Annotated in this window: 9 protein-coding genes, 3 tRNA genes and 3 rRNA genes; 11 read left to right on the top strand and 4 right to left on the bottom strand. The window is 54.7% G+C overall.

Annotated elements, in window-relative coordinates; all coding sequences use genetic code 11:
* Positions 1–10 precede the first annotated feature (10 nt).
* Both IB144_RS21265 and metN read right to left on the bottom strand, forming a co-directional pair.
* A complete protein-coding gene (locus IB144_RS21265) occupies positions 11–664 on the bottom strand; it encodes a methionine ABC transporter permease MetI (RefSeq protein ID WP_002889448.1) in 654 nt (217 codons plus the stop codon).
* Positions 657–1,688 (bottom strand): methionine ABC transporter ATP-binding protein MetN, encoded by a 1,032-nt coding sequence (metN, locus tag IB144_RS21260; RefSeq protein ID WP_002889450.1) that lies wholly within the window; start codon positions 1,686–1,688, stop codon positions 657–659. The genes IB144_RS21265 and metN overlap by 8 nt, the downstream gene beginning before the upstream one ends.
* A 188-nt stretch (positions 1,689–1,876) precedes the next feature.
* On the opposite strand from metN, the gene gmhB reads away from it, so the two are divergent.
* The 8 genes from gmhB to dkgB all read left to right on the top strand — a co-directional run bounded on the left by gmhB (position 1,877) and on the right by dkgB (position 9,090).
* Positions 1,877–2,443: a D-glycero-beta-D-manno-heptose 1,7-bisphosphate 7-phosphatase gene (gene gmhB, locus IB144_RS21255; RefSeq protein ID WP_023283235.1), complete on the top strand. Its 567-nt coding sequence runs from the start codon at positions 1,877–1,879 to the stop codon at positions 2,441–2,443.
* A 368-nt stretch (positions 2,444–2,811) separates the two neighbouring features.
* Positions 2,812–4,351: ribosomal RNA gene (locus IB144_RS21250) — 16S ribosomal RNA — on the top strand.
* 71 nt (positions 4,352–4,422) lie between these two features.
* A tRNA-Ile gene (locus tag IB144_RS21245) sits at positions 4,423–4,499 on the top strand.
* A gap of 36 nt (positions 4,500–4,535) precedes the next feature.
* Positions 4,536–4,611: transfer RNA gene (locus IB144_RS21240), tRNA-Ala, on the top strand.
* A gap of 169 nt (positions 4,612–4,780) precedes the next feature.
* Positions 4,781–7,682 (top strand): 23S ribosomal RNA (locus IB144_RS21235).
* Positions 7,683–7,872: 190 nt separating this feature from the next.
* Positions 7,873–7,988: ribosomal RNA gene (rrf, locus tag IB144_RS21230) — 5S ribosomal RNA — on the top strand.
* The 16S, 23S and 5S rRNA genes sit together here with 3 tRNA genes alongside, the layout of an rRNA operon.
* Positions 7,989–8,045: 57 nt before the next feature.
* Positions 8,046–8,122, top strand: a tRNA-Asp gene (locus IB144_RS21225).
* 164 nt (positions 8,123–8,286) lie between these two features.
* Entirely contained in the window at positions 8,287–9,090 is an 804-nt protein-coding gene (gene dkgB, locus IB144_RS21220) for a 2,5-didehydrogluconate reductase DkgB (RefSeq protein WP_002889598.1), read from the top strand.
* Between the two features lie 45 nt (positions 9,091–9,135).
* On the opposite strand, the gene yafC is transcribed toward dkgB, so the two are convergent.
* The gene (gene yafC / locus IB144_RS21215) at positions 9,136–10,041 is read right to left on the bottom strand and encodes a DNA-binding transcriptional regulator YafC (RefSeq protein WP_002889616.1); all 906 of its coding nucleotides are present in this window, start codon (positions 10,039–10,041) and stop codon (positions 9,136–9,138) included.
* A gap of 104 nt (positions 10,042–10,145) precedes the next feature.
* On the opposite strand from yafC, the gene IB144_RS21210 reads away from it, so the two are divergent.
* The 3 genes from IB144_RS21210 to IB144_RS21200 all read left to right on the top strand — a co-directional run bounded on the left by IB144_RS21210 (position 10,146) and on the right by IB144_RS21200 (position 13,098).
* Positions 10,146–11,336, top strand: a complete 1,191-nt coding sequence (locus IB144_RS21210) for an MFS transporter (protein ID WP_004147174.1) — start codon at positions 10,146–10,148, stop codon at positions 11,334–11,336.
* A 102-nt stretch (positions 11,337–11,438) separates the two neighbouring features.
* A complete protein-coding gene (locus IB144_RS21205; protein ID WP_002889629.1) occupies positions 11,439–12,236 on the top strand; it encodes an endonuclease/exonuclease/phosphatase family protein in 798 nt (265 codons plus the stop codon).
* Between the two features lie 91 nt (positions 12,237–12,327).
* The gene (locus IB144_RS21200) at positions 12,328–13,098 is read left to right on the top strand and encodes a class I SAM-dependent methyltransferase (RefSeq protein ID WP_002889630.1); all 771 of its coding nucleotides are present in this window, start codon (positions 12,328–12,330) and stop codon (positions 13,096–13,098) included.
* Positions 13,099–13,155: 57 nt separating this feature from the next.
* Here IB144_RS21200 and mltD read toward each other — a convergent pair whose 3' ends face one another.
* Positions 13,156–14,523 (bottom strand): murein transglycosylase D, encoded by a 1,368-nt coding sequence (mltD, locus tag IB144_RS21195; protein ID WP_002889632.1) that lies wholly within the window; start codon positions 14,521–14,523, stop codon positions 13,156–13,158.
* Between the last annotated feature and the right edge of the window lie 58 nt (positions 14,524–14,581).

Below are 14,581 nucleotides of genomic sequence, written 5' to 3'. Positions count from 1 at the left end.
GCCAATAACGTTATTTGTGAGTCACAGCCCGGACGATGCGATCGCCAGAGAATTGAATTAAATAAACCAGAACAACCAGCAATACCAGTACGGTATTCATCACGGTGGCGTTATATCCAATATAGCCATACTGATAACCAATCTGACCCAGGCCACCGGCGCCCACCGCGCCGCCCATTGCGGAATAACCCACCAGCGTGATGAGCGTGATGGTGGCGGCGTTGACCAGACCCGGCAGTGCTTCAGGTAGCAGGACTTTGCGCACGATCTGCAGCGGCGTGGCGCCCATTGCGCGGGAGGCTTCAATAAGGCCGGTGGGGATTTCCAGCAGGGCGTTCTCCACCATGCGGGCGATAAACGGCGCGGCGCCAACTGTTAATGGCACAATCGCTGCCTGCAGGCCGATAGAGGTACCGACGATCACGCGGGTAAACGGAATCATCCAGACCAGCAGGATAATGAACGGGATGGAGCGGAAAATATTCACCAGCGCCGACAGCGTGCGGTACAGTTTGGCATTGGCGACGATTTGCCCCGGACGGGTCACGTACAGCAGCACGCCCACCGGCAGGCCGAGGACAAAACCGAAGAAGCCAGAGACAAAAGTCATTGCCAGCGTTTCCCATACGCCGCGCAACAGCAGCCACATCATTGCCTCAGACATAACCCAATACCTCTACTTTTACATGATGTTCCTGCAGCCAGGCGATGGCCGCCTGAGTGTCTTCCTGTGTACCGTGCATTTCGGTGAGCATGATGCCGAACTTCACCCCGCCGGCATAATCCATCTGCGCGCTGATAATGTTGTTATTCACGTTGAAGCGACGCGCGGTTTCAGAGAGCAGCGGCGCATCGACGGAGTGGCCGGTAAATTCCATGCGCAGCATCGGTACGCTATCCGCTGTGGCGGTAGGTTTCAGGCGCGCCTGATAGTCATCCGGAATATCGAGGTGCAGAGTGGACTGAATAAACTGCTGAGCCAGCGGCGTCTTCGGATGGGAGAAGACTTCGCTCACGGTGTCCTGCTCGATCAGTTGACCATTACTAATGACCGCCACGCAGTCGCAGATACGTTTAACCACGTCCATTTCATGGGTGATCAACAGGATGGTCAGCCCCAGACGACGGTTAATGTCTTTCAGCAGTTCGAGAATGGAACGGGTAGTGGCCGGATCCAGGGCGCTGGTGGCTTCATCGCACAGCAATACTTTAGGATTGCTGGCCAGCGCGCGGGCAATCGCCACGCGCTGTTTCTGGCCGCCGGAGAGGTTGGCCGGGTAGCTGTCGTGCTTATCACCCAGACCGACAAGATCCAGCAGCTCCGTGACACGGCGTTTGATTTCAGCCTGCGGCGTGTTATCCAGCTCCAGGGGTAATGCCACGTTGCCGAAAACGGTCCGCGAGGCCAACAGGTTAAAATGCTGGAAAATCATGCCAATTTGACGGCGAGCGCGGGTTAGCTCTTTCTCCGACAGGGCAGTCAGTTCCTGGCCGTCAACCTGTACGCTGCCCTCGGTCGGGCGCTCCAGCAGGTTCACGCAGCGAATCAGCGTACTTTTACCGGCGCCGGAGGCACCGATGACGCCGTAAATCTGTCCGGCAGGGACATGCAGGCTGACGTTATTCAGCGCCTGAATGCTGCGATTCCCCTGCTGGAATACTTTGGTGATATTGGAAAGTTTAATCATCAGTTATTTATTATCGTTTAGCCGTTTGCCGTGGCATTTTCTTCTGCCGTATCCAGGCGATGCCTGGCAATGAAATGGATGTTAAGGCATCCAGACGTCTAAATCAATCTGACTCTTTATAATGAGCACTTTCTTGCATGCGGAAACATGCGATACTAGCGGCACTAGTCTTTTTCAGGAGCAAACCGGTGGCAAAGTCAGTACCCGCAATTTTTCTCGACCGTGACGGCACTATTAATGTCGATCATGGCTACGTCCACGAAATCGACAATTTTGAATTTATCGATGGCGTCATTGACGCGATGCGCGAACTAAAAGAGATGGGCTACGCGCTGGTGCTGGTCACTAACCAGTCCGGTATTGCCCGCGGTAAATTTACCGAAGCCCAGTTTGAAACGCTGACCGAATGGATGGACTGGTCTCTGGCAGACCGCGGTGTCGACCTCGACGGTATCTACTATTGCCCGCATCACCCGCAGGGTGCGGTTGAGGAGTACCGCCAGACCTGTAATTGTCGTAAACCGCATCCGGGGATGCTGATTTCCGCCCGCGACTATCTGCATATCGATATGGCTGCTTCTTATATGGTAGGGGACAAACTGGAAGATATGCAGGCGGCAGCGGCTGCGGATGTCGGGACTAAAGTACTGGTGCGCACCGGTAAGCCCCTGACTGAAGAAGCGGAAAAAGCGGCGGATTGGGTGCTAAATAGCCTGGCAGAGCTGCCGGCGGCGATTAAAAAGCAGCAAAAATAAGCGTTGCGTTTAAAAGATGAGCGGTTGAAATAAAATTGTATTTTTCCGCTTGTCATTCCCGGAGAGCTCCCTATAATGCGCCTCCATCGACACGGCGGATGTGAATCACTTCACACAAACAGCTGGTTCGGTTGCAGAGAAAAATCCTGAAAAACGGGTTGACTCTGAAAGAGGAAAGCGTAATATACGCCACCTCGCGACAGAGCGCTAAAGCGCGTCGCAACTGCTCTTTAACAATTTATCAGACAATCTGTGTGGGCACTCAAAGTGACATGGATTCTTAACGTCCTCGGACGAAAAATGAATACCAAGTCTCAAGAGTGAACACGTAATTCATTACGAAGTTTAATTCTTTGAGCATCAAACTTAAATTGAAGAGTTTGATCATGGCTCAGATTGAACGCTGGCGGCAGGCCTAACACATGCAAGTCGAGCGGTAGCACAGAGAGCTTGCTCTCGGGTGACGAGCGGCGGACGGGTGAGTAATGTCTGGGAAACTGCCTGATGGAGGGGGATAACTACTGGAAACGGTAGCTAATACCGCATAACGTCGCAAGACCAAAGTGGGGGACCTTCGGGCCTCATGCCATCAGATGTGCCCAGATGGGATTAGCTAGTAGGTGGGGTAACGGCTCACCTAGGCGACGATCCCTAGCTGGTCTGAGAGGATGACCAGCCACACTGGAACTGAGACACGGTCCAGACTCCTACGGGAGGCAGCAGTGGGGAATATTGCACAATGGGCGCAAGCCTGATGCAGCCATGCCGCGTGTGTGAAGAAGGCCTTCGGGTTGTAAAGCACTTTCAGCGGGGAGGAAGGCGATAAGGTTAATAACCTTGTCGATTGACGTTACCCGCAGAAGAAGCACCGGCTAACTCCGTGCCAGCAGCCGCGGTAATACGGAGGGTGCAAGCGTTAATCGGAATTACTGGGCGTAAAGCGCACGCAGGCGGTCTGTCAAGTCGGATGTGAAATCCCCGGGCTCAACCTGGGAACTGCATTCGAAACTGGCAGGCTAGAGTCTTGTAGAGGGGGGTAGAATTCCAGGTGTAGCGGTGAAATGCGTAGAGATCTGGAGGAATACCGGTGGCGAAGGCGGCCCCCTGGACAAAGACTGACGCTCAGGTGCGAAAGCGTGGGGAGCAAACAGGATTAGATACCCTGGTAGTCCACGCCGTAAACGATGTCGATTTGGAGGTTGTGCCCTTGAGGCGTGGCTTCCGGAGCTAACGCGTTAAATCGACCGCCTGGGGAGTACGGCCGCAAGGTTAAAACTCAAATGAATTGACGGGGGCCCGCACAAGCGGTGGAGCATGTGGTTTAATTCGATGCAACGCGAAGAACCTTACCTGGTCTTGACATCCACAGAACTTTCCAGAGATGGATTGGTGCCTTCGGGAACTGTGAGACAGGTGCTGCATGGCTGTCGTCAGCTCGTGTTGTGAAATGTTGGGTTAAGTCCCGCAACGAGCGCAACCCTTATCCTTTGTTGCCAGCGGTTCGGCCGGGAACTCAAAGGAGACTGCCAGTGATAAACTGGAGGAAGGTGGGGATGACGTCAAGTCATCATGGCCCTTACGACCAGGGCTACACACGTGCTACAATGGCATATACAAAGAGAAGCGACCTCGCGAGAGCAAGCGGACCTCATAAAGTATGTCGTAGTCCGGATTGGAGTCTGCAACTCGACTCCATGAAGTCGGAATCGCTAGTAATCGTAGATCAGAATGCTACGGTGAATACGTTCCCGGGCCTTGTACACACCGCCCGTCACACCATGGGAGTGGGTTGCAAAAGAAGTAGGTAGCTTAACCTTCGGGAGGGCGCTTACCACTTTGTGATTCATGACTGGGGTGAAGTCGTAACAAGGTAACCGTAGGGGAACCTGCGGTTGGATCACCTCCTTACCTTAAAGAACCTGCCTTTGTAGTGCTCACACAGATTGTCTGATGAAAATAGAGCAGTAAGTAATCTCTGCAGGCTTGTAGCTCAGGTGGTTAGAGCGCACCCCTGATAAGGGTGAGGTCGGTGGTTCAAGTCCACTCAGGCCTACCAAATTTGCGAAGCAAATTTGAAGAGGTTGCAAACGATGGGGCTATAGCTCAGCTGGGAGAGCGCCTGCTTTGCACGCAGGAGGTCTGCGGTTCGATCCCGCATAGCTCCACCATCTTTACTGCGAACACAAGAAAACTTCAGAGTGAACCTGAAAAGGTGCACTGCGAAGTTTTGCTCTTTAAAAATCTGGATCAAGCTGAAAATTGAAACGACACACAGTCAATGTGTGTTCGAGTCTCTCAAATTTTCGCAATCAGAAGTGAAACATCTTCGGGTTGTGAGGTTAAGCGACTAAGCGTACACGGTGGATGCCCTGGCAGTCAGAGGCGATGAAGGACGTGCTAATCTGCGAAAAGCGTCGGTAAGGTGATATGAACCGTTATAACCGGCGATGTCCGAATGGGGAAACCCAGTGTGATTCGTCACACTATCGTTAACTGAATACATAGGTTAACGAGGCGAACCGGGGGAACTGAAACATCTAAGTACCCCGAGGAAAAGAAATCAACCGAGATTCCCCCAGTAGCGGCGAGCGAACGGGGAGCAGCCCAGAGTCTGAATCAGCTTGTGTGTTAGTGGAACGGTCTGGAAAGTCCGACGGTACAGGGTGATAGTCCCGTACACCAAAATGCACAGGTTGTGAACTCGAAGAGTAGGGCGGGACACGTGGTATCCTGTCTGAATATGGGGGGACCATCCTCCAAGGCTAAATACTCCTGACTGACCGATAGTGAACCAGTACCGTGAGGGAAAGGCGAAAAGAACCCCGGCGAGGGGAGTGAAAAAGAACCTGAAACCGTGTACGTACAAGCAGTGGGAGCACCTTCGGGTGTGACTGCGTACCTTTTGTATAATGGGTCAGCGACTTATATTCTGTAGCAAGGTTAACCGTATAGGGGAGCCGCAGGGAAACCGAGTCTTAACTGGGCGTTAAGTTGCAGGGTATAGACCCGAAACCCGGTGATCTAGCCATGGGCAGGTTGAAGGTTGGGTAACACTAACTGGAGGACCGAACCGACTAATGTTGAAAAATTAGCGGATGACTTGTGGCTGGGGGTGAAAGGCCAATCAAACCGGGAGATAGCTGGTTCTCCCCGAAAGCTATTTAGGTAGCGCCTCGTGAATTCATCTTCGGGGGTAGAGCACTGTTTCGGCTAGGGGGTCATCCCGACTTACCAACCCGATGCAAACTACGAATACCGAAGAATGTTATCACGGGAGACACACGGCGGGTGCTAACGTCCGTCGTGAAGAGGGAAACAACCCAGACCGCCAGCTAAGGTCCCAAAGTCATGGTTAAGTGGGAAACGATGTGGGAAGGCACAGACAGCCAGGATGTTGGCTTAGAAGCAGCCATCATTTAAAGAAAGCGTAATAGCTCACTGGTCGAGTCGGCCTGCGCGGAAGATGTAACGGGGCTAAACCATGCACCGAAGCTGCGGCAGCGACACGATGTGTTGTTGGGTAGGGGAGCGTTCTGTAAGCCTGCGAAGGTGTGCTGTGAGGCATGCTGGAGGTATCAGAAGTGCGAATGCTGACATAAGTAACGATAAAGCGGGTGAAAAGCCCGCTCGCCGGAAGACCAAGGGTTCCTGTCCAACGTTAATCGGGGCAGGGTGAGTCGACCCCTAAGGCGAGGCCGAAAGGCGTAGTCGATGGGAAACAGGTTAATATTCCTGTACTTGGTGTTACTGCGAAGGGGGGACGGAGAAGGCTATGTTAGCCGGGCGACGGTTGTCCCGGTTTAAGCATGTAGGCTGGTTATCCAGGCAAATCCGGATAATCAAGGCTGAGGTGTGATGACGAGGCACTACGGTGCTGAAGTAACAAATGCCCTGCTTCCAGGAAAAGCCTCTAAGCATCAGGTAACATCAAATCGTACCCCAAACCGACACAGGTGGTCAGGTAGAGAATACCAAGGCGCTTGAGAGAACTCGGGTGAAGGAACTAGGCAAAATGGTGCCGTAACTTCGGGAGAAGGCACGCTGGTGTGTAGGTGAAGTCCCTGCGGATGGAGCTGAGACCAGTCGAAGATACCAGCTGGCTGCAACTGTTTATTAAAAACACAGCACTGTGCAAACACGAAAGTGGACGTATACGGTGTGACGCCTGCCCGGTGCCGGAAGGTTAATTGATGGGGTTATCCGTAAGGAGAAGCTCTTGATCGAAGCCCCGGTAAACGGCGGCCGTAACTATAACGGTCCTAAGGTAGCGAAATTCCTTGTCGGGTAAGTTCCGACCTGCACGAATGGCGTAATGATGGCCAGGCTGTCTCCACCCGAGACTCAGTGAAATTGAACTCGCTGTGAAGATGCAGTGTACCCGCGGCAAGACGGAAAGACCCCGTGAACCTTTACTATAGCTTGACACTGAACATTGAGCCTTGATGTGTAGGATAGGTGGGAGGCTTTGAAGCGTGGACGCCAGTCTGCGTGGAGCCAACCTTGAAATACCACCCTTTAATGTTTGATGTTCTAACGTTGGCCCCTGACCGGGGTTGCGGACAGTGTCTGGTGGGTAGTTTGACTGGGGCGGTCTCCTCCCAAAGCGTAACGGAGGAGCACGAAGGTTAGCTAATCCTGGTCGGACATCAGGAGGTTAGTGCAATGGCATAAGCTAGCTTGACTGCGAGCGTGACGGCGCGAGCAGGTGCGAAAGCAGGTCATAGTGATCCGGTGGTTCTGAATGGAAGGGCCATCGCTCAACGGATAAAAGGTACTCCGGGGATAACAGGCTGATACCGCCCAAGAGTTCATATCGACGGCGGTGTTTGGCACCTCGATGTCGGCTCATCACATCCTGGGGCTGAAGTAGGTCCCAAGGGTATGGCTGTTCGCCATTTAAAGTGGTACGCGAGCTGGGTTTAGAACGTCGTGAGACAGTTCGGTCCCTATCTGCCGTGGGCGCTGGAGAATTGAGGGGGGCTGCTCCTAGTACGAGAGGACCGGAGTGGACGCATCACTGGTGTTCGGGTTGTCATGCCAATGGCACTGCCCGGTAGCTAAATGCGGAAGAGATAAGTGCTGAAAGCATCTAAGCACGAAACTTGCCCCGAGATGAGTTCTCCCTGAGACTTTAAGTCTCCTGAAGGAACGTTGAAGACGACGACGTTGATAGGCCGGGTGTGTAAGCGCAGCGATGCGTTGAGCTAACCGGTACTAATGAACCGTGAGGCTTAACCTTACAACGCCGAAGATGTTTTGGCGGATTTGAGAAGATTTTCAGCTCTGATTCAGAGTCCGAAGGATTTTGCGCTGAGACAAGGCGGCAAACGACGCGATGGAAGGAGCATACATAAGTATGTGACTGACACTCGCGAGAGCAGCCAACGCAGTATGAGCGCAAAAGACACAGGACGAGCACAAAGAATTTGCCTGGCGGCACTAGCGCGGTGGTCCCACCTGACCCCATGCCGAACTCAGAAGTGAAACGCCGTAGCGCCGATGGTAGTGTGGGGTCTCCCCATGTGAGAGTAGGGAACTGCCAGGCATCAAATTGCAGTAAGCCGGGGTGACAACCGGTGGTAATAAAGCGAAGAAATTCGGTGGAGCGGTAGTTCAGTCGGTTAGAATACCTGCCTGTCACGCAGGGGGTCGCGGGTTCGAGTCCCGTCCGTTCCGCCACTTATTAAGAGCCCTGAGCATTTGCTCAGGGCTTTTTTGTTTGATCTGTTCTCTATTATTGCTAATTCAGCAAAAATCCTCTGCATTAATCGCTCTTTTTCCCCTCCACACCATCAGCCATAATTTCATCCGTTAACCGAAATGAAGAAATAACGAGGAAAATCATGGCAATCCCTGCATTTGGTCTTGGCACCTTCCGTCTGAAAGATGATGTTGTTATCGCATCCGTAAAAACCGCGCTGGAGCTGGGCTATCGTGCTATCGACACCGCGCAAATCTATGACAACGAAGCCGCGGTGGGTCAGGCTATCGCCGAAAGCGGCGTGCCGCGTGATGAGCTGTTCATCACTACCAAAATCTGGATCGAGAACCTGAGCAAAGACAAACTCATCGCCAGCCTGCAAGAAAGTCTGCAGAAGCTGCGCACGGACTATGTTGACCTGACGCTCATCCACTGGCCGGCACCGAACGATGCGGTTGCCGTTGAAGAGTTTATGGCAGCCTTGATGGAAGCGAAGAAGCTGGGTCTGACCCGTCAGATTGGTATCTCCAACTTCACTATTCCACTGATGGAGCGCGCGATTGCCGCCGTTGGCGCTGAAAACATTGCGACCAACCAGATTGAACTCTCGCCGTATCTGCAAAACCGTAAAGTCGTCGACTGGGCACGTGAGCACGGCATCCACATCACCTCTTACATGACGCTGGCTTATGGTAAGGCGCTGAAAGATGAAGTGATTGCCCGTATCGCGGCGAAACATAATGCGACTCCGGCGCAGGTTATCCTGGCATGGGCGATGGGCGAGGGGTACGCGGTGATCCCGTCCTCGACGAAGCGTGATAACCTGGCCAGCAACCTGAAGGCGCTGGATCTGCAGTTGGATGATGAAGATCGACAGGCGATCGCTGCGCTGGATTGCAACGATCGGCTGGTGAGCCCGGAAGGTCTGGCGCCGCAGTGGGATTAATCACTCGCTACCGGTATGCCGTTCGCCCTGCCGCCCGAGAAGGTATTACGACAGCTCCTTCGGGAGCTGTTTTACGTGGTCGCTCAGAAAATCAATAAATGCCCTGATGCGAGTGCTGACCGCCCGGTCGCTGTAATAGACGGCACTGAAAGGCATTTCCACCGGTAAGCGCTTATCGGCCAGTAGCTCGACAAACTCTCCGCTGGCAATCTCTTTATCCACCATGTAATCCGACAGGCAGGCAATACCGTTGCCGGTCAGGCACAGCTGCTTGAGCGTTTCGCCGCTATTGGATGACACCGCCGCTTCGATCTCTAACAGCTGGCCATCGCAACAGGAGACCGGCCAGGTATTCAGCGATACCGGCTCGGTGAAGCCGAGGCAGTGATGCTGTTTCAGATCGGACGGATGCTGCGGCATACCGTAGCGCGCGACATAGTCGGGCGAGGCGACGATCTTACGATAGCTGGTAAACAGCGGTCGGGCGCGCAGGCTGGAATCCGTTAAGGTCCCGGCCCGAATGGCCACATCCACTTTCCGTTCAATCAGATTGATAAACGTCTCAGACGAGACGAGCGACAGCGTCATTTCCGGGTAGCGCTCGCGAAATGGCTTCACCAGCGGCATGAGAAAATGCAGCATCACCGGCGTCGCGGCATCTACCCGCAGCAGGCCCCGCGGCGTCGTGCGCGTCTCCAGCAGATCGTTCTCTGCCGCCGCCATTTCCTGCAAGACCACCTGCATCCGGCGAAAGTAGCGCTCGCCTTCTTCTGTCAGGCTGAGCTGGCGGGTGGTCCGATTGAGCAGGCTTACGCCTAGCTTTGATTCCAGCTTTTTGACCGCCCGGCTGACGGCGGAGTTGGCCTGTCCGAGCTGCTCGGCCGCCCGGCTGAAACTCCCGCTTTCCACCACCGCCACAAAGATGGCGATCTCCTCTGATGTGGCTCTCATTATTGCACCTATAGCAAAATTATATTGATACTTTGATAGTTTTTGTTATTTATACAACCCTTCATACTACGTGTCATCTTAATCCTGATGCTACGGAGTAAATTATGCCACTGGCGCTATTTGCCTTAACCATCGGTGCCTTCGCAATTGGCACCACTGAATTTGTGATTGTCGGCCTGGTCCCGACGATTGCCCAGCAACTCTCTATCTCCCTGCCTTCGGCGGGACTGCTGGTCTCTATCTACGCGCTGGGCGTGGCGATCGGCGCCCCGGTACTGACGGCGTTGACCGGGCGTATGCCGCGTAAACAGCTGCTGCTGGCGTTGATGGTCCTGTTTACGGCGGGTAATGTGCTGGCCTGGCAGGCCCCGGGCTATGAAACGCTGATCCTGGCGCGACTGCTGACCGGCCTGGCACACGGCGTGTTCTTCTCTATTGGCTCGACAATTGCTACCAGCCTGGTGGCAAAAGAGAAAGCGGCCTCGGCCATTGCCATTATGTTCGGCGGCCTGACGGTCGCGCTGGTGACCGGCGTTCCCTTTGGCACCTTTATTGGCCAGCATTTTGGCTGGCGGGAAACCTTCCTCGCGGTATCGATTCTGGGCGTCATTGCCCTTATCAGCAGCCTGATTCTGGTACCGAATAATATTCCGGGCCGCGCCAGCGCCAGCCTGCGCGATCAGATGAAAGTATTAACTCATCCTCGCCTGCTGATGATCTACGCCATTACCGCGCTGGGCTACGGCGGCGTGTTTACCGCCTTTACCTTCCTTGCGCCGATGATGCAGGAGCTGGCCGGTTTCAGTCCGTCAGCGGTGAGCTGGATCCTGCTGGGCTATGGTGTCTCGGTCGCTATCGGTAATGTGTGGGGGGGCAAACTGGCCGATAAGCATGGCGCCGTCTCCGCGCTGAAGTTTATCTTCGCCGCGCTGGTGGTGCTGCTGCTGGTCTTCCAGTTGACCGCCAGCGTTCACTATGCCGCGCTGGCAACGGTACTGGTGATGGGCATCTTCGCCTTCGGCAACGTGCCGGGTTTGCAGGTGTATGTGGTGCAAAAAGCCGAACAGTACACGCCTGGCGCCGTCGACGTCGCTTCCGGCCTGAATATTGCCGCCTTTAACGTCGGCATTGCTCTGGGGTCCATCGTCGGCGGACAGACGGTCGAGCGGTACGGTCTGGCGCAGACGCCGTGGATTGGCGCGATGATTGTGCTGGTCGCTTTGCTGTTGGTGGTCCTGAGCGGACGTTTAGATAAATTGCCACGCCGTTCGGCAGCGCTTTCTCCCGAAGGCTAAGGGTTTCTCGCAATTTGCATTGAAAGTGTATGGGAAAATCCCTATAACAGAATAACCAGTCGTCGTCGGGCTGGTTTCTGTTATCGAGGATTAATGCCCAAATTGCGAAAGAACACCTACGCCATGCGCTATGTCGCCGGACAACCTGCGGAGAGAATATTGCCTCCGGGGGCGTTTGCGGGCGTGAGTCCGGTTTATCCCGCCGGTACGCCATTAAGCAGCGATGAGAAGATCCGCGTGCTGGTATGGAATATCTTCAAGCAGCAGCGCGCAGAGTGGCAGTCGGTCCTCAAAAATTTCGGCAAAGATGCGCATTTGGTCCTGTTGCAGGAGGCGCAAACCACCCCAGAACTGGTCCGGTTCGCGACTTCAAACTATCTGGCCGCCGATCAGGTGCCGGCGCTGGTATTGCCGCAGCATCCTTCCGGCGTAATGACGCTGGCCTCCGCGCACCCCATCTATTGCTGTCCGCTGCGCGAGCGCGAGCCTATTTTGCGATTGCCGAAATCGGCGTTAGTGACCGTTTATCCGCTGCCGGATGCGCGGTTGTTGATGGTAGTCAATATCCATGCCGTCAACTTTAGCCTTGGCGTCGACGTCTACAGCAAACAGCTGCTGCCAATTGGCGATCAGATCGCCCATCACAGCGGGCCGGTGATCATGGCCGGCGACTTCAATGCCTGGAGCCGGCCGCGGATGAATGCGCTGTACCGCTTTGCGCGTGAGATGTCGTTACGCGAAGTTCGTTTCTCAGACGATCAGCGCCGCCGCGCGTTTGGTCGTCCCCTCGATTTTGTGTTCTACCGTGGGTTAAGCGTGCACGATGCTTCCGTGCTGGTGACCCGCGCCTCCGACCACAACCCGCTACTAGTCGAATTCAGTCCCGGCAAGCCTGATTAATTTAAGGTTGGTCAGGCCTGCCATGGGGCAGGCCTGCGCATGCATGGTGCTGCCTTTTATTACTCAAAAAAAACCGTAAGGACAAGACAACATGACAACACGCTCTCACCATGACAACGTCGAAAAGCAGTTCGGCTCCCAGGCCAGCGCCTATCTGACCAGCGCCGTACACGCCTCTGGTCGCGATCTGCAGCGGCTGGCGGAACGGCTGGCTGATTTTCCTCAGGCGAAAGTGCTGGATATGGGCTGCGGGGCAGGGCACGCCAGCTTTACCGCGGCGGGACAGGTTGCCGAGGTGACCGCCTATGATTTATCGAGCCAGATGCTGGAGGTCGTTGCCGCCGCGGCAAAGGAGAAAGGTTTTAGCAATATCGTGACCCAGCAGGGGTACGCCGAAACGCTGCCGTTCGCTGATGCCAGCTTTGATGTGGTGATTAGCCGCTACTCCGCTCACCACTGGCATGACGTTGGCCAGGCGCTGCGTGAGGTGAAACGTGTTCTCAAGCCGGGCGGGGTGATTATCGTGATGGACGTGATGTCGCCGGGTCATCCGGTACGTGATGTCTGGCTGCAGACGGTGGAAGCCCTGCGCGACACCTCGCATGTGCGTAATTATTCCAGCGGCGAGTGGTTGACGCTGGCGACTGAAGCGGGGCTGGTGGTTAACCAGTTGTTGACCGATCGCCTGCCGCTGGAGTTCAGTTCATGGGTGGCGCGGATGCGTACTCCTGAGCCGCTGGTGGAGGCGATTCGCTTATATCAGCAGAGCGCTTCGGCGGAGGTCAAAGCGTACTTCGAGTTACAGGAGGACGGATCGTTTACCAGCGATACCATTCTGTTCGAAGCGCATAAAGCGGTTTAATTTAGGCAACAAAAAAGGCACCGGGGAAGTCGGTGCCTTTTTGTCGAACCAGAGGTATCAGGACTCTGGTCGATCGCTGTTTTTCACAAACAACGTTAGCTGATCGCCTGGGCGCAGGTTGTCGGTATCGCTGTTCCAGCGCATCACGTCGCGAATATTAACGCCGTGACGTTTGGCGATGCTCGACAGCGAATCGCCTTTACGAACGCGATAGGTGATGCTATCGCTGTTGTTCGCCAGACGCTGGGCGCTGCTGCCTGCGCCAATAACCAGATTCTGCCCAACCTTTAATCCAGAGCCGCGCAGGTTATTCCACTGCTGCAGATCGCGGGTCGTCACACCAAGACGGGAAGCAATCCCGGAAATGGTGTCGCCGGAACGCACCTTATAGCTACGGCTGGTCAGCGGCGTATTGTCCGCGAGCTGCGTCGGCTGCACGGCGGCAATGTCGCCAGAGGCCAGCGATTCACGCAGCTGTGCGGCGTGCTTCTGCGGCACCATGACGTACTTTGGCCCGCTCGCGCCCAGCGTTGACCCTTTTACGCCCGCATTGAACGTCTTCAGCTTGCTGACCGGCATACCGGCCATGTCCGCGAGCTGAGAAATATCAACCGGACTGTCGAGGCGAACGCGCGCCAGCGCACGGCTTTCATCAGCCGTAGGCAGCTTTACGCCGTAACGTTTGCTGTTTTTGAGAATGTCGCTCAATGCCAGCATTTTCGGGACGTAGATTTTCGTTTCATGCGGCAGAGACAGCGACCAGAAATCGGTGGGTTTGCCACGCGAACGGTTCGCTTTTACTGCCTTCATGACCCGGCCTTCGCCGCTGTTATAGGCTGCGACCGTTAACAACCAGTCGCCGTCGAACATTTTGTTCAGACGTTGCATCATGTCCAGCGCCGCGGTAGTAGACGCGACGACATCACGACGCGCATCGTAACTGCGGGTCTGTTTTAAACCATAATTGCGCCCTGTGCTCGGAATGATCTGCCAAATGCCTGCGGCATTGGCGCCAGACGTCGCGTGTGGGTCAAAAGCGCTCTCCACTATGGGTAGTAATACCAGTTCCATTGGCATGTTACGTTTCTTAACCTGCCCGGCTATCCAGTACATATACGGCTCTGCCCGTAAAGTTACATCGTGGAGATAGCTCTTATTTCTTAAGTACTTCTGTTTCTGTTCGCGAATCCGGGGATTATCCGGTATTCCCATCTTTAGCTCGTCGCCTATGGAAGTCCACAGATCCTGGTCTTGCGCGTAGAAGGTTCCATCATCTAACCAGCGCGCTTGACTTGTGAACTTGCCTGCTTCCCCTTGACCAGCCGCAGAAAGGCTCTGTGCTCGCTGTTCGACGGTGCCATCGTGCTTAGACGCCTGGCACCCCACCAGCAGGACAGAGGCGAGTAATATCGCTCGTGCCTTCATGTGTGTGTCAATAGTTGCTTAAAAGACGACCAAGGATAACGGCGAAGTTGGCCGATGA

Source organism: Klebsiella sp. K4 (assembly GCF_014596785.2).
In the GTDB taxonomy this organism is placed as follows: Bacteria; Pseudomonadota; Gammaproteobacteria; order Enterobacterales; family Enterobacteriaceae; genus Klebsiella; species Klebsiella pneumoniae.
Note: the sequence above shows the minus strand (reverse complement) of the source record. Positions and strands in the feature narration are given on the sequence as shown.